At 48.3% G+C, this 16,649-nt stretch carries 14 protein-coding genes; 12 read left to right on the top strand and 2 right to left on the bottom strand.

The window, feature by feature from the left end; genetic code table 11:
- Positions 1–170 precede the first annotated feature (170 nt).
- The 10 genes from QP794_RS15045 (at position 171) to QP794_RS15090 (ending at position 11,009) form a co-directional block, all read left to right on the top strand.
- On the top strand, positions 171–560 hold the full coding sequence (locus QP794_RS15045; protein WP_024633463.1) for a GntR family transcriptional regulator: 390 nt from the start codon (positions 171–173) through the stop codon (positions 558–560).
- Entirely contained in the window at positions 553–1,455 is a 903-nt protein-coding gene (locus QP794_RS15050; RefSeq protein WP_285077843.1) for an ABC transporter ATP-binding protein, read from the top strand. Before QP794_RS15045 ends, QP794_RS15050 begins: the two co-directional genes overlap by 8 nt.
- Positions 1,430–3,451, top strand: coding sequence for a hypothetical protein (locus QP794_RS15055; protein ID WP_079349844.1), 2,022 nt, complete (start codon positions 1,430–1,432; stop codon positions 3,449–3,451). The genes QP794_RS15050 and QP794_RS15055 overlap by 26 nt, the downstream gene beginning before the upstream one ends.
- A 554-nt stretch (positions 3,452–4,005) precedes the next feature.
- On the top strand, positions 4,006–4,800 hold the full coding sequence (locus QP794_RS15060) for a hypothetical protein (protein ID WP_285077844.1): 795 nt from the start codon (positions 4,006–4,008) through the stop codon (positions 4,798–4,800).
- A gap of 162 nt (positions 4,801–4,962) precedes the next feature.
- A complete protein-coding gene (gene nikR, locus QP794_RS15065) occupies positions 4,963–5,475 on the top strand; it encodes a nickel-responsive transcriptional regulator NikR (protein WP_483311911.1) in 513 nt (170 codons plus the stop codon).
- 317 nt (positions 5,476–5,792) lie between these two features.
- The gene (locus tag QP794_RS15070) at positions 5,793–7,436 is read left to right on the top strand and encodes an ABC transporter substrate-binding protein (RefSeq protein WP_285077845.1); all 1,644 of its coding nucleotides are present in this window, start codon (positions 5,793–5,795) and stop codon (positions 7,434–7,436) included.
- A 41-nt stretch (positions 7,437–7,477) separates the two neighbouring features.
- Positions 7,478–8,473, top strand: a complete 996-nt coding sequence (locus QP794_RS15075) for an ABC transporter permease (RefSeq protein WP_285077846.1) — start codon at positions 7,478–7,480, stop codon at positions 8,471–8,473.
- Complete coding sequence (locus tag QP794_RS15080; RefSeq protein ID WP_285077847.1) at positions 8,470–9,459, top strand: ABC transporter permease; 990 nt, start codon at positions 8,470–8,472, stop codon at positions 9,457–9,459. The genes QP794_RS15075 and QP794_RS15080 overlap by 4 nt, the downstream gene beginning before the upstream one ends.
- 1 nt (position 9,460) lies before the next feature.
- Positions 9,461–10,417 carry an oligopeptide/dipeptide ABC transporter ATP-binding protein gene (locus tag QP794_RS15085; protein ID WP_285077848.1) on the top strand — a complete coding sequence of 319 codons (957 nt, stop codon included), beginning with the start codon at positions 9,461–9,463 and terminating at the stop codon, positions 10,415–10,417.
- Positions 10,407–11,009 carry an ABC transporter ATP-binding protein gene (locus tag QP794_RS15090; protein WP_285077849.1) on the top strand — a complete coding sequence of 201 codons (603 nt, stop codon included), beginning with the start codon at positions 10,407–10,409 and terminating at the stop codon, positions 11,007–11,009. Before QP794_RS15085 ends, QP794_RS15090 begins: the two co-directional genes overlap by 11 nt.
- A gap of 194 nt (positions 11,010–11,203) precedes the next feature.
- Here QP794_RS15090 and QP794_RS15095 read toward each other — a convergent pair whose 3' ends face one another.
- The gene (locus tag QP794_RS15095; RefSeq protein ID WP_285077850.1) at positions 11,204–12,400 is read right to left on the bottom strand and encodes a MalY/PatB family protein; all 1,197 of its coding nucleotides are present in this window, start codon (positions 12,398–12,400) and stop codon (positions 11,204–11,206) included.
- A 378-nt stretch (positions 12,401–12,778) separates the two neighbouring features.
- Entirely contained in the window at positions 12,779–14,779 is a 2,001-nt protein-coding gene (locus tag QP794_RS15100; RefSeq protein ID WP_285077851.1) for a S9 family peptidase, read from the bottom strand.
- Between the two features lie 346 nt (positions 14,780–15,125).
- Here QP794_RS15100 and QP794_RS15105 point away from each other — a divergent pair, with 346 nt between their 5' ends.
- Both QP794_RS15105 and QP794_RS15110 read left to right on the top strand, forming a co-directional pair.
- Positions 15,126–15,695, top strand: coding sequence for an STM3941 family protein (locus QP794_RS15105; protein ID WP_285077853.1), 570 nt, complete (start codon positions 15,126–15,128; stop codon positions 15,693–15,695).
- Between the two features lie 40 nt (positions 15,696–15,735).
- Positions 15,736–16,602 (top strand): aldo/keto reductase, encoded by an 867-nt coding sequence (locus QP794_RS15110; protein WP_285077854.1) that lies wholly within the window; start codon positions 15,736–15,738, stop codon positions 16,600–16,602.
- Positions 16,603–16,649: the final 47 nt, after the last annotated feature.

The raw sequence follows: 16,649 nt of genomic DNA on the forward strand, positions 1-16,649 counted from the left end.
AACCTAACGCGAAAAATACGATAAGTCAAAGTAAATGGTTGACAATCTGTATCAACTGTATTAATAATGGTAGTACAGTTAATACACCTTGGTGTTGGAACCAATACACTTCATATACAGTCATCGTTCATTGATAGGGTATTACAACATTTATAGAGAGGAGGTGCGGGATGTTCGAATTGGATGTACGCAGCCGTAAGGCGATCTATGAGCAACTGGTGGACAAAATCAAAGAAATGATCGTGTACGGTGTTCTCCAACCCGATGAGCAGCTGCCTTCCGTTCGCACGCTGTCCGGGCAGCTTACTGTTAATCCGAATACGATTCAGAAAGCGTACCGGGAACTTGAACGTGAAGGCTATATTTATTCATTACAGGGAAAAGGGAGCTTCGTATCATCGTCCGTGGAACATCCGAATGCAGCCATGAGAGATGAAATCAGAGCGGCTCTGGTGAAGCTGATTGCGGAAGCATCGTATTCCGGTTTGACCAAAGCCGATATGACGCTTTTATTTGAGGAAGCGATGGCCCGTATAGAAAAGGGGGAGCCGAATGATTGAGCTGAACCAGGTCATCAAAGCGTTTGAACAGGAAAAGGCAGTGGATGGTGTAACGTTGCAGGTACATAAGGGGTCCATCTATGGTTTGCTTGGTTCCAATGGGGCAGGCAAGACGTCGTTGCTCAAAATTATGGCAGGCATCTATCGACAGGACAGCGGCACGGTTCGCATGGATGGGCAAGAAATATATGAAAATATGGATCTCAAGGGCCGCACTATTTTTATGGCCGATTCCCCGTACTTTTTCCCACAATCGTCCATCCATCAGATGGCGGCCTTCTATCGTTCGGTATATCCGAGTTGGAATGAGGAGAGATTCGTACAGCTCAGCAGTGTATTTAAACTGGATGTCAAAAGAAAACTGCATCGCATGTCCAAAGGCATGCGTCGTCAGGCAGCCGTATGGCTTGGACTCAGCTGTATGCCTGAAGTGCTGCTCATGGATGAGCCGATCGATGGACTTGATCCCGTCATGCGGCAGCAGATCAAGAATCTGCTGTTCCAGGAAGCAGCGGAGCGTCAAGTGACGATTCTGATCTCGTCCCACAATTTGCGTGAGATTGAAGACCTGTGCGACCATGTTGCCATCATGCACAAAGGCCGGATTATCGTAGAGAAAGATCTGGATGATCTGAAGGCGGATACGCATAAAATTCAAGTGGCTTTCCGGCATCCAGATCATGCCAAGGCAATGGATGAACAGGTGAATATTTTACATGAGGAGAAGCGGGGGAGTGTATCCCTGTTTATTGTGAAGGGCAATCGCGAGGCTGTGACGGAACGATTCCGTGCATTGGATCCGTATCTGCTGGATGTGCTGCCGCTGACGCTGGAAGAAATATTTATCTATGAAATGGAGGATGCAGGATATGATATTCAACCGATTGTTCTGTAACCGGGGCATCCTGTTCCAAAATTTCAGGCAGCATGGGTGGATCGGCATCTTGTACCTGATCACGTTGTTATTTTCACTACCGCTTTATATCGCGACGGTATATCGGGAAGTACCTCAACAGATAACGAGTTTGTTTCAGGCGAATGGAGAAGTACAAATCCTGTTTGCTATTACGTTTCCGGTAGCTGCGGGCATATTTTTATTCCGTTATATGCAGTCCGGTCCGTCTTCGGATCTATTCCACAGTTTGCCGCTGCAACGAAAGCATCTACTCACGGTGAATCTGTTGACTGGGTTCGTCATGGTTTTGGTTCCGGTCTGGATTACCACGGCAATAACCGGCTGGGTATGGGCAGTACTGGATCAACCAGCCTATATTTTCGGTGGCAGTGAAATCTGGATGTGGGGCCTCAGTATGAGCATTTACTCGCTGTTTATGTTCATGATGACCGTAGTGGTAGGCATGTGCATTGGCCAGTCCGTATTACAGGGGCTTACCGTGTATGGGATTTTATTAGTGCCCGTCATTGTCTGGTTCATTTTCTCGCTGCATCTGCAAAACCATCTTCTCGGATATGCTTATGACGACGTTCGCTTTAATGCAGAGAAACTTTCACTTGTCCTGCGTATGGGTTCCATCAGCACGGCTCCTGTAATTCGTGCGGAACTTATCATTTATTCGGTTTTAGCCATTTTGTTCATCCCGTTAGCTTATGTATTTTATGCTAGAAGACAAGTGGAATCTGCCACTCAGGCAATCACATTCCCTATTGTAAAACCAATATTCCGTTTTGGATTTATGTTTACTCTTGTTCTAATCGGTGGGGCCTATTTCACTTCGATCGCGCCCAGGGCATCTGTTGGGTGGGACGTGTGTGGTTACATCCTTGGTGGAATTGTGGGCTATATTGGAGCCGAGATGATTATCCGCAAAACCTGGCTCATTTGGACCAGGAAGCTGGTCCCGAAATTGGTTCTATACGGCTTTGTGGCTGGTTTGCTATTATATGTACCTGTCGCTGATTGGAACGGATATGCCGCTCGAGTGCCTGATATAAGCAAGGTCAACAGTATTAAGCTTGGCGGAGATCGTTACATTTATAGCAATGGTATTAACCAGAAGGTGGATGATAGTTCATTCTATTCGAATGATCCGGAATATGTGGAAGCAATCATCAATCTTCATCAAAAAATTATTGATACCGATTTGCCTTTGAGAGATCCAGTTAATCCGGATGATGATTATGACGAGGTATTTATTAACTACAAATTGGAGAACGGCAGGGTGATGAAACGTAGATATAACATTCCCGAAACCGAATTCCACAAGGAATTGATGGCTGTAAAACAGACAGAGGACTACAAAAGGGTTGCCTACGATACGTTCAAATTGGATGAGGATGCGCTGAGTATTGGACTGCGCTCAAGTCTCAGTACATTTCGTAAGGTATACATTAGTAATCCCAAACAAGTCCGTGAGTTCAAGGAATTGTTGAAACAGGACATCTTGGATCAGACCTATGAAGAACAGAGCACTCCGTGGCAGCCAATTGTATACGCGGAAATGAATCAGAATTCAACATCTACCGATCCTTATCAATCGAAGGAGATGTGGAATTTTGACATTAAACCGAGTTATAAGCGAGTGCTGGCATGGTTGAAAGAGAACAACTTATACGACCAGCTTCAAGTTCCCGTAGACGAAATCGCTTCGGCGCAATTTGTGAAACAGGAGATTGATAGTCCGGGCAAGGCGAAGTGGGTTTACTCTGATTCGGATTATATCGAAGTGAATTCAAGCGGTAATAAACAGATCGCAACTAAAAACAAAAAAATAATAAGCGGTTTGCTTCAACGTCAACGATCCGGATATCGGACAGAGAAGGATACGGTCTATCATATCAAGCTTAATTTCATTCGTGGTGAAGATGTGTACATGATACTGAAAGAAGAAGACCTGACAGAAGAGATGAAAGCCATCCTGGTCGGACAGTAAGACAATCTTTAAGCGGGAAGGGTTCTCCCGATAAACATGTAGATTTCTCAATCTGACTTGACCAGATACACCGTATGGAATATATTAGAAAAAGGAACGATTCGATTCGAAATTGATGACTGTTTCAGCGAATCCCATATGGAACGGCTTATGAGGGAAGCACCCGTAAGAGCAGGCAATACGCCTGACTTGCGGGTGCTTTTTTTTGTTTTTGCCGACCATTACAGATTAAGGGGTTGTGATTGAATCATATCGAATCACCCTGCATAGACACATTCAGCAGGTTTCTAACTATCTATTCATATTGAAGGGAGCAGAAGAGAATGCAAAATGGAGTTTTGGAGGCCAATGCAAGTCATCAGTCGGGTCTTTGTTCGTGTTCAATACAAATCAGGGAACAGGGCATAATTGAGGCGGATGAAGACAAGCAACAGATTATGAATCAATCCCGAATGAGGAGCTTGAGCAATCATAGTTTCATGAGCAACCGATACGGGGCACGCCCTAACCTTCTTGCTAACATATGGACCCGTATGAGCTTGGGGCTCATAATCATGTTCAGTATGAGTGTGATTTATTATTCCTCCATTACTGAAGCGGCGGCGGGTCCTGAGCTTGGTGTAACCGCACAGAAAGCATGGGAGACCATTCTGAACAAGGCTGATTCACAGACCAAGTTGTCCCTGCAACGAGCGTACGAGAACGTAGGGAACTGGACGACGCAAGAGCAATCTTGGGAACAAAAGACAAAGACCATTCATGCCGCAAATACCAAGGAGCTGGAGCAATTACGTATAAATATAAGGCAAATCGATGATGTAAAGATCGCGGGTTTAGCCGAAAAGGTAAAACAAACCGAGGTCCGATATGAGCCTTTGTTTGCCTTGTACAGTTCAGTGAACAGGCAGCTCGACGCCGCCAAAGCGATCAAAAACAAGGAATGGAGTGCGGCTATTCGAACCCAAGCGGATACGTTGAAACCTGTTGTTCAGCTTGCCCGAGAAGACATTCGTTTCAAGAAAAAGGAGCTTGCCGAAGCTCGCAAACGGAAAAGCACAGAAGTGAAACGGCTGCGCGCTTTACTGGCTGGAGCCGATCAGGTGAAGAAGCAGATTCAAACGGGCAAAAAACAGGCGAGCCTGTCGAAAGAGCGATATTCAAACGCGTTGCAGAAGTTCAAACAGAGTACGAAGCAAGGCCAGTCGTCACGTGTATTAAGCTCGCTGAACTCCTTGGCTGCAGCGGCAGAGAAATGGGCAGTCTCCAAACAACATATTTATACACTGGAACAGAAGGTAAGTGCTACCTATGCGAAAGTCAGTCAGGAACTGACCAAGAGACCTAAATAAAGTACACCATATCAAAGCGCCATAAAAAAATCATCATAACAAACAACCTATCTCACCGCACTGTACTATAGTATCCTTTCTGCCACTACCGAGAATTAACAGTATAGTCGATGAGAAGACGGGACTATGATACACTCGAAGCAAACGAGGCGGCAGGAGGATATGATGGCGGACAAAGAAGATTTGACCCGGTTCGGTGTGGCATTTCCCACACCTCTGATTGAACAGTTTGACAGGTATATCGAAGAGCAGGGATACAAAAACCGTTCGGAAGCTTTCCGTGATTTGGTCCGCAAAACATTGCTGGAGCCTTCTGCATTGCATGCCGAGCAGGATGTAGCGGGAACTATTGTGATGGTGTATGACCACCATATCAGTGATCTCCCTATTCGGTTGATGGAGCTGCAGCATGAGGCGCATCATGACATCATCTCCAATATGCACGTACATCTGAACCATGATCAGTGTTTGGAGGTTATTGCGGTGCGGGGTAACTTAGGGCGATTGCGTCATCTGCATCAGCAGATCCAGGTTCAAAAAGGAGTACTGTATGCAGAGCTGTCCGTAACGTATGTGGATGAGCTTAACAAAATGGCAAGCCATCATAGTCACAATCATGATCACAGTCCAATTCAACAAAGTCCTCATCATCATTCTGATTCTTCATCGGAGTAACTTTGAATTTTCAACAAGCTATTCATTGGCTTTAGCCAGCTTTTTTCCCATAGCCCGTAATTAGAACAACAGATTATTGGTCCAACACCGATAACTGTTGTTTTTATTTTGTTACAATACCTCACTTCAAACGCTGAATCACCTTGCTAAAACCCATATCAACCCCTATGGATTTCATTTAAATCCCCTGTAAATGAAAATAAATGGATTTTGAAGTTAAGTTTGTTGACACAATAAAACTATTTTGTGCTACAATTTTCAAAAAAAGTAACACGGAATTGGATTGGATAGTGAAAAATAAAGGGGGAACAGCGTAGATGCGTGGATTTTCATGGGGGAAACGATCGGTTAGAGCGGGATTAGGCATTTTACTTATATGTACCGTTGGACTATCGGGATGTACACAGGGGACATCCTCAACAATAGAGAACGCCCAGCAGGCGGCTTCACTTCCCAAAGACGAATTGGTGCTGGCTGTTGGCACGGAACCGGAAGGTGGATTTGATCCAACGACGGGTTGGGGACAGTATGGTTCGCCGCTCTTCCAGAGTACCTTGCTGAAAAGGGATGCCAAGCTTCAACTGGTCAATGATTTGGCTACAGACCATGCCGTCAGTAAAGATGGACTGACTTGGACCGTCACATTACGGGATGATGTAAAGTTCTCCGATGGCGAGCCGCTGACGGCCGAAGATGTCAGGTTTACGTTTGAAACGGCTGCCAACAGCGGATCGGTCATCGATTTGACCAATATGGCTCATGTGGAAGCCCCAGATGCGACAACGGTCGTCTTCACCTTAAAGTCGCCTCAGTCCACATTTATCAGTCTTCTGACTACACTCGGTATTGTACCTGAGCACGCCTATGGTTCTGATTATGCCGAGCATCCGGTTGGGTCTGGTCCTTACAAGCTGGTTCAGTGGGATAAGGGTCAGCAGGCGATCGTTGAGGCGAACGAGCAATACTACGGGAAAAAGTCTACATTCCATAAACTGACGTTTCTTTATCTTGATGAGGATGCAGCTTTTGCGGCTGCTCAGGCCGGTACAGTGGATATCGCGGCTATCCCGGCGGCGTTCAGTAAGCAGCAGGTGAACGGAATGAAAATGGAATCGGTAAAAACAGTTGATAACCGGGGCATCATGTTCCCGATGCAACCCTCAGGCGCTAAGTCTGGTGACGGCCTGCCAGCAGGTAACGATGTTACATCCGACATCTCCATTCGCAAGGCGGTGAATGTGGTAATTGACCGAGCTTCTTTGGTAGAAGGAGTACTGGAGGGGCATGGTCGTCCGGCCTATTCGGTCAGTGATGATCTGCCTTGGGGCAATCCGGATTCTGTATTCGCAGATGCGGATGTGGCTGAAGCGAAGCAGATTTTGGCTGATGGCGGCTGGGTGGATACAGACGGTGATGGAATTGTGGAAAAGAACAGCACGAAGGCTGAGTTCAGTCTGCTTTATTTTGCAGGGGATTTAACGAGACAATCTCTGGCTCTGGCTGCTGCGGATATGGTAGCCCAGGCAGGGATCAAGATCAATGTGGAGGGCAAGAGCCGCGAAGAGACAAAAAAACTGGCCTACACCAATGCCGTATTATTTGGCTGGGGAAGTCATGATCCGCTGGAAACCTACAACCTCTACAGCAGTACCCATAAAGGCGAAGGGTATTACAACACTGGATTGTACAGTAATCCAACCGTGGACCACTGGATGCAGCAGGCCCTCCAAGCGACAACGGAAGAAGAAGCATTGCCCTTCTGGCAGAACGCGGAGTGGGATGGATCGACAGGATTCAGTTACCAGGGAGATGCGCCATGGGCATGGCTGGTGAACATTGATCATCTGTATCTGGTGAAGAATGGTCTGAATATCGGTGAACAGCAGATCCATCCACATGGTCAAGGCTGGCCGGTGACATCCAACCTGGAAGAATGGTCCTGGGATGACGATTTGAAATAGAAACTCTGTGGTAGTTTTAGCTTGGATTGGGGAGAGATTAGATGGAGGACAGGATGGGGTGGGCCAGATTTGTCGGATTTAAAATGCTGCGGCTTGTATCTTTGCTGGCAGGAGTCAGCGTGGTGTCTTTTATATTGATGCAATTCTCTCCAGTGGACCCGGTGGAGGCCTATATTGGTGGAGACATGATTAGGGTGAGTGCAGAGCAGCGCAGTCTGATTGAAGAACGTTGGGGGCTCAATGACTCACCACTAGAACGGCTGTTTACTTGGGGAAAGGCGCTCCTTCAGGGGGATCTGGGAACATCGATGATCTATAGGCAGCCGGTTGCAGACATCATCCAGGAACGGTTCATGAATTCTGTCGTTCTTATGGCAGTGGCATGGATGTTATCTGGTCTGATTGGTTTCGGCCTGGGTGTCGTTGCTGCCATGAGACGGGATTCGCGGCTGGATCGTCTGATCTGTTGGTACTGTTACACACTGGCCTCCACACCGGTATTCTGGATTGCGTTGTTACTGCTCATGGTATTCGGTGTATGGCTTGGCTGGTTGCCAATTGGACTTGGTGTACCTGCGGGTATGGCAGCAGATCAAGTGACGTGGGGGGATCGGGCCATACACATGATTCTGCCTGCGCTGACGTTGAGTCTGACGGGCGTCGCCGCCATTGCCTTGCATACCCGGCAGAAGCTGGTGGATGTGCTGGACTCGGATTATATTCTTTTTGCGAGGGCGCGAGGTGAGCGAGGTATGCAACTGTTTCGTCGTCATGGGTTCAGGCATGTCGTACTGCCAGCTCTGACGCTGCAATTGGCTTCATTTAGTGAATTGTTCGGTGGGGCTGTACTTGCGGAGCAGGTGTTTTCCTACCCCGGACTGGGGCAGGCCACGGTTCAGGCGGGATTGCGCGGCGATGTGCCGCTGCTGCTTGGACTTGTGTTGTGCAGTGCGATATTTGTGTTTACAGGCAATATGCTGGCTGATATTTTATACCGGTTCATTGATCCGCGCATGAAGGAGGAGACGATAGGATGAAGCAAACATTGGAACGTCCCTCCCGACCTGCGGCTCAGACTGCACAGCATCCGAAAGCTAACTCTGCCAAAAGTGAGGCGGGGAACAAGAGAAGTTGGAGGTCAGTACATCCACGTACCCATGGTCGGAAAGGATATCCCGATCCCGGCGTCAGCATTCCACGTTTCCGTAATCCGCGCAAATGGGCGCTCGTTTGGGGCAGCCTTGGCGTGATCTGGATTGCCATCGTGTGGCTGACAGGCAGACTGCTTCCCGCTGAATCGACGCTGACCTCCTTGATGGATCGGAATCTGGCCCCAACTTGGGCACATCCTTTTGGTACGGATTGGCTGGGACGTGATATGTTTATGCGCACCTTAAAAGGATTGGCAACGAGCATTCAGGTGGGATTGCTTGCGGCTTGCGGCGGCGGGTTTATCGCGCTGGTATTGGGTCTGGCTGCTGCTTTGGGAAAGACTGCTGATCGGGTCATCTCATGGATCATCGACCTCTTCCTGAGTGTTCCACATCTGGTCTCGCTGGTGATGCTGGCCTTTGTATTCGGTGGAGGTTTGCCTGGGGTAGCTTTAGCGATTGCCCTGACTCATTGGCCGAATCTGGCCCGGATTGTCCGGGCAGAGATGATTCAGCTGAAATCAGCAGAGTATATTCACATTTCACGCAGGCTGGGTCATTCGCGTATACGTATTGCGGTGCAGCACATGCTGCCGCATCTGATTCCGCAGCTGTTCGTGGGTGTGCTGCTGATCTTCCCTCATGCCATTCTGCATGAGGCAGCGATTACGTTTCTGGGGCTGGGGCTGTCGCCGCAGCAACCAGCGATCGGTATTATTTTGTCAGAGTCGATGAGATATTTGTCCGCAGGCATGTGGTGGCTGGCCTTTTTCCCGGGACTCGCATTGTTGTTGGTTGTTCGTGCGTTTGATGTACTGGGCGGCAGTCTGAAGACATTAACGGGTACCGGCAGTTCAAGGGAGGTAGGATAACATGGCTCTTCTGGAAGTGCAGGGCGTATCGGTTTCATTCCGACGTGCGCGGGGATGGTTTGGGCACGAGGAGAACCTTGTAATTCAGGATCTGGATCTGTCTGTGAATGAAGGCGAGATTGTAGCGGTCGTAGGGGCAAGTGGATCTGGCAAAAGTGTGTTGGCGCAGGCGATCATGGGCATTCTTCCTGCCAATGCCAAGCTGGAGGGCCGGATAAGCTATGCGGGCGAACCCTTAACCCTGGAGCGACAGCTTCATCTGCGTGGAGATGAACTGGTGTACATTCCGCAATCAGTCAGTTATTTGGACCCGTTATTGAAGGTAGGCAGGCAGGTTCATCCGGTAAGCCAAAAGTCAGGACGAAAGCATCGATCGACATCCCGATCCGTAATGCAAAAAGCAGAGCAGGAACTGACGGGACACTATGGATTACCACAGGGCACCTCGGGCAAATATCCGTTTGAATTATCAGGCGGCATGGCTCGTCGCGTGCTTATGGCAACAGCCACTTCGGGTGAGCCGAAATTGATTATTGCGGATGAGCCAACACCTGGCATTCATCCCGAAGTGCTGGCTGAAACGATGAAGCATTTTCGTCAATTGGCCAATGAAGGTGTTGGCATCCTTTGGATTACCCATGATATTACGACTGCCCTGACGGCAGTTGATCGCATATCCGTATTTTACGCAGGTTCCAATGTAGAGACGGCGCAGGTTTGTGATTTTACAGGTAAGGGTGAACGGTTGCGACATCCATACACGAAAGCGCTCTGGAGCGCTTTGCCGCAAAACGAATTTCAACCTCTGTCGGGTACCCAGCCTTTAGCAGGCCGGCAACGGATAGAAGGATGCTCATTTGCACCACGCTGCATCGGAGCGACCACGGCTTGCACAAACGAACGTCCTGAGCTGCGCAAGGTGCGCGGTGGGGAAGTGAGGTGCATTCATGCCACTTGAGGCTCGAAATACAAGTTATCGTTATAGTAAAGACGCTTGGGTATTTCAGAATATAAGTCTGGAAGTACAGCAGGGGGAAGTCGTTGGCTTGTGGGGGCCCAGTGGTTGTGGCAAAACAAGTCTGGGACGTATCCTTGCAGGTTATGTGGAACCGTTGGCAGGTCAAGTGCTGCTGGATGGGAAGCCGCTTCCCAAAACCGGCCCCTGTCCGGTGCAGCTTGTATTCCAGCATCCCGAGAAAGCGGTAAATCCTCGCTGGCGGATGCACCGTGTCTTGAAGGAAGCAGCGATTGAGGATGAGGGTCTGCTCGATGACTTGGGGATCCAAACGAATTGGCTGGAGCGGAGGCCCGGTGAATTGTCAGGCGGCGAATTGCAGCGCTTCTGTGTAGCGCGCGCACTCGGCTCAGCAACTCGATACGTGATTGCCGATGAGATGACCACCATGCTGGATGCGATCACCCAGGCACAGATCTGGCATAGCGTGATGAACATCGCGCGTCAGCGTAATCTGGGACTGCTGATTATCAGCCATGATCGGGAGTTACTGGACAGGTTATGTGATCGGATTATTCCAATGCCAACATCGTAGTTTGCTGGATATCAGTATTTTGCATCATTCAATTTCTATCACTAATGGGTACAAATTATAAAAGGGGTGTCCGGGTAGTCCATCATGACATTAATCATGAAAATGACTACGGGACACCCTCTTTACAATTTTAACGAACTATACAGGCTCTATTAGCTGAAATTTTGAAAATATAGCTTTGCACCTGATTGAACTCATTCCGCCGACAGCCTGCCCACCAGCACAGACAATCTGCGCATGGCTTCTTCTACTGTTGAACGTGGACAGGCCACATTCATGCGCATGAATCCTGTGCCTTCCACTCCGAAAATGCTCCCATCATTGAAGGCGAGTCCCGCTTCCTTGAGCAGCATCGTACACAGTTGCGCATGCGGGATATTCAGCTTCCGAAAATCCATCCACAGCAGGTAAGTTGCTTCTGGAAGCTGGATTCCGATTTGCGGCATATGCTCCGCGACGTATTCTTGCACGTATTCCATATTTCCACGGATATAGGCAAGACAGTCATCCAGCCATTCTTCAGCGCCATTGTAAGCCGCTTCGGCCGCCACTGCTCCGAGTGTGCTGATGTTGGCAAGCCCCATTGTTTTCACACCCTGCATGAATGATTCTCGCAGCTTGGCATTTGGAATGATGATATTGGAGGTACAGAGACCGGGAATGTTGAACGTTTTGCTTGGTGCTGTACAGATGATGCTGAGATCAGCGACAGCTTCGGAAATAAGAGCCAGTGGCGTATGTGCACCGTGTTGGTGTACCAGATCGGCATGAATCTCATCCGAAACGATGAGTATATCATATTGCACGCAGAGTGCAGCAAGGTTCTGAAGTTCTTCACGAGTCCATACCCGTCCAACCGGGTTGTGAGGACTGCACAGAATCAGCATTTTGACCCGACCCGTCTTCAGGCAAGATTCCAGATGCTCCAGATCCATAGCGTAATGTCCATCGTTCTCCACTAATGGATTGGTCATCAGCTCTCTGCCCTGACCGCGGACCACTTCATAGAAGGGGGCATATACCGGAGTCTGGATTACTACCGCATCTCCCGGTTCAGTGAAACGTTGTACAGCAATGCTGAGTGCAGGCACAATCCCCGGGGTGAATACGATCCATTCATCGTTAATACTCCAGTTGTGACGCCGATCCATCCATCCCGATAGCGCTGCGTGATACGCATCTGTTCTCACCGTGTAGCCAAAAATCCCATGCTCCATTCGAGTCTTTAGTGCCTGAATGACCGATGGTGGAGCGGCGAAATCCATATCGGCAACCCACATGGGGAGCGCATCTGCGACGCCAAAAATCTCTTGAAGCGCATCCCATTTCTCTGATCCTGTGGAGAGCCGACTAATCGGCTCGTCAAATGGTTGATTATTGTTCTTGCTCATGACTTGAATCCCCCCTTGATATCCGTTCCTTCGACTACAATCGACAGATTATTATCTAATAAATCGGCTGATTTCGCAACTTGTAACCAGCAGATAGATTCCATTTTGTAAGGGGTTATGTCCAGGACTTTTGTTCATGTAGAAACAATGATTTGAACGTGCAAAGGGATACCCCCACGGCAGTAACTATCCCATACCCAAATGTAAACACAGTAAAAACCACCAGAAAAGGTCAAGATGCTGACCCTTCTACTGATGGTTTTTTGCTGATCCAATGTTCTTCTTTCCTAGGAAGAGAATGAGTAGGGAGGAGGAGTTTATTTATTTATTTATTTATTTATTTTATTTCATTTCATATTAAGCGATCTTATGATGGCATTACAGATGCTCATTGAACCATCCAGCAATATGCTCCAGCCGACGTACCCTTAAGTGTGGGTGACCTCCACGGGACAACTCGTGATTGGCTCCCGGGAAACGAACAAACCGAGTGGTCTGTTTGCGTCGCTTCAAAGCAACATACAACTGTTCAGCCTGTTCAATCGGACAACGCAGATCCTGCTCACCATGCAAAATCAGGAGCGGGGTGTTGACGTTGCCGACATAGGCAAGCGGGGAGTGTTTCCATAACTTCTCAGTGTCATCCCACGCATTACCGCCAATCTGGTCCTCCGTGAAAAAGAATCCAATATCACTGACCCCGTAGAACGAGAGCCAGTTCGAGATCGAACGCTGAGTAACGGCTGCCTTGAAACGGTTGGTATGTCCAACGATCCAGTTGGTCATGAAGCCGCCATAACTGCCGCCAGTGACGCCAAGACGGGACTCGTCGATAAACGGATATCGGGATAACGCATAATCCATGGCTTCCATCAGATCACGATAATCCCCACCGCCATAGTCACCACGGCAGGCATTCACGAACTGCTGCCCGTATCCGAGGCCACCCCGAGGATTGATGTATACAACAGCGTATCCCTGTGCTGCGAGGATCTGGAACTCATGCATAAACGTGAACCCATACATCATATGTGGACCGCCATGAATTTCAAGGATGGTTGGGACTCTGACTCCTTCCACCATGCCAGCTGGTTTTAGCATCCAGCCTTGCAGTCGTAAGCCGTCAGAGGAATCGAACCAGAAGGTCTCTGGTGTGCTCAGCTGAATCTCTTCTTCCAGTTGGGGATTGCTATGGGTTAATTGTATAGGTTGGGCCCCTGTATCTTCAGGCTGAGTATATAGAAAGAGATCGCCAGGACTTAATACGTCTGCTAGGGCAGCCACAATCTGTCCATTTTCCATCTCGGCAAACTGATAGAACTCTTTCTCGTCCGGCAAGATATATTCGGCATGACTGCCGTCCCTTGCAAATCGGGCAATTCGTACACTGCCTTCAATAGTGGCAAGACAGAGAATGGATGAACCATCACGACTGAATACCGGACCCGTGTTGGTTAAGTGTGAGCGCATATCACCAACGAGGCTGTGATTCATCTGTACATCCCAATCCTTGCTCAGACATACGGGTTTGCCGCCTGAGATCGGAAGGGTGTAGAGCTTGACCAGCGTAGCATTTCCATAGGAGCGGTCGCTGGCAAGCAGCGCAAGGGATTGTCCATCAGGTGCGTACGTTAACCGACCAAAAGAGTATCCTTCCGGGGTCAACTGCTGCATGTCAGATCCGTCAGCCTTGGCACGATACACATGGTTCGTCAGGGTGTAATCGTTATGCTGCTCGCCCTCTTCAGGCATTTGAGCGATCCAGGCAATGGACTCACCGTCCGGCGACCACGCATAGTCCCCAACATCATAATGGCCTGTAGTTACAGGGACAGCCTCTCCGCCTTCGGTTGGAACACGGAAGAGATGGGTTCGTCTGCCATTCCACAGCCCGCCACTGTCGGACTTCATTCGAATACGATCCACAACAAGTTCTTGTAGCAGTTTTTTATCTGAATCTTCGATTTCATCTTCGTTTTTCTCGCTCATGTCCACCGATGATTTAACCAGTAAAGTAAGTCCATCCGGCGACCAGAGCAGGGAACTGACTCCATGCTTCAAATGGCTGATTTGCTGTGCTTCTCCACCATCTGAGGCGATCAGCCACACTTGTGTTTTGCCTTCATGCTCTCGTAAAAAAGCAAGCTGTGAGCCATCCGGTGACCATGCAGGAGCATGATCCTTATCTCCAGATGTGAAAGGCCTGTCCTTCTGGTTCTCCAGATGGAGGAGTCTCAGGTGAGAAGAGTAACCGTCCCGTGCTTCATTTGTTTTTCGGCTCACATATACCAGTTGTCCACCCTGAGGAGACGGAGTTGGATCATTAACCCATGTAATCTGAAAAAGATCTTCCGATGTTATGCCGCGCAGACTGTTCATTGTTTGTCCTCCCACCATGAATCAGAATATGTTAATTTCCTAACCTTTCCATTTATATTAACGGAAAGCATGAGGCAGGACAATACGATTATGAACGAACGTTTTCCTATTTCTTAACAATATCACTTGCACCGAAAAGGAATTATTGGAAGCATGACGAATCCTAATGTTGAATAGTTATGAAATGGACGAAATGTGTCAGAAAATGTTTTTTATTTAATTTAATTTAATTCTATTTAATGAACAATGCCATTTGAGTATATTTGGTAATCAGCTCATTCAATGAGCTGAACCCTGTTTATATAGATCATTCTTGTCTCAGTCACCATGAAGGAGGAGCATCACATTGTCCACATCCTATGATCAACAGCACGTGGAATACCCGAGCCGGAAACGCATGGCATGGCTTACAGTGGGGGCGGCACTTTTTGTAGCAGCCGGATTTTTTTTGATGTTTGATGATTCTTCAACCAAGGGATCCGCCATTTCTTCCGTTATAGGCTTGTTCTCCATTTTGTTTTTTGGGCTTTGTCTCTGCTATAGTCTGGTAAAGATGATTAAGAAGGAACCTTCCTTTGTTGTTGATGAGCATGGATTTGTGGATTTCTCTTCTTACACATCGGGAGGGCGAATTGCCTGGAAAGATGTTGAGAGTATTTTTATGTATGAATTCATGGGACAGAAGATGATTGGAGTTAAACTATGGGACGAAAATGCCTTTCTGGATCGCCAGAATGGGATGAAACGCAAATTAATGACGGTCAACAGTAGCATGGTCGATGCTACCGTAAGTATTGCCCAGAACAGCCTCACGTTACCGCTGGATCAGTTGTATACGATGATGGTGGAGCGTTGGAAGCGATCGAATGAAGGGGCGAATGAGGGCAATAGCTTTGATCTGCTTAATAATGAATAGATAGGGAAGAAGAGCATTCTCAGAGATTGGAGGAGTATAGATGAAACGAGGAAATCAAGCTCACACGATCCAGCTATCCGATGGAACAACACTGCCTGCAATTGGACAGGGAACCTGGTACATGGGTGAGAAGCAATCCAGTCGGAGAGAAGAAGTTCAGGCACTGCGTTATGGGATTGAACGTGGTATGACAGTGATTGACACGGCCGAGATGTATGCGGAAGGCGGGGCAGAAGAGGTTACTGGTGAGGCGATAACGGACTGTCGGGATGATGTATTTCTGGTATCCAAGGTGTATCCTCATCATGCGGATCGGAAGCAAATGATCACCGCTTGTGAGCGCAGCCTCTCACGTCTGGGTACAGATCGCCTGGACTTGTACTTGCTGCACTGGCGTGGGGGTGTACCGTTGCAAGAGACGGTCGAAGCGATGGAACAGCTGAAACAATCGGGTAAAATTCTGCGCTGGGGTGTCTCCAATCTGGACAAAGAGGACATGCAGGAACTATGGAACATTCCAGGGGGTAAACACTGTGCAGTGAATCAAGTTCTGTATCATGCGGCTTCCAGGGGGATTGAATACGATCTCCTTCCCTGGCTACGGGAACGTCATGTTCCTGTGATGGCGTATTGCCCGCTGGCTCAGGGTGGCAGGCTCCGGAAAGAGCTGCTGGAGCATCCAATCATCCTTGACATTGCTGGAGATCGGGGAGTTAGTCCATCGCAAATCGCGTTATCCTGGGTTATCAGGGATGGTGATGTACTTGCGATCCCGAAAGCTGTACAGTTGGATCATGTTGCAGAAAATGCGGCGGCGATGCAAGTTACTTTGACTCAAGATGAAGTGGTTCGATTAAATGAGGCATTCCCTGCACCTAAGGGCAAAGTGCCTTTGGATATTGTATAGATAACTTCTGATTAGGTTGGACACCTCATATCATGATCATAGTCAGA

Origin of the sequence: Paenibacillus sp. UMB7766-LJ446, assembly GCF_030226665.1 — a bacterium.
Taxonomy (GTDB): domain Bacteria; phylum Bacillota; class Bacilli; order Paenibacillales; family Paenibacillaceae; genus Paenibacillus; species Paenibacillus vandeheii.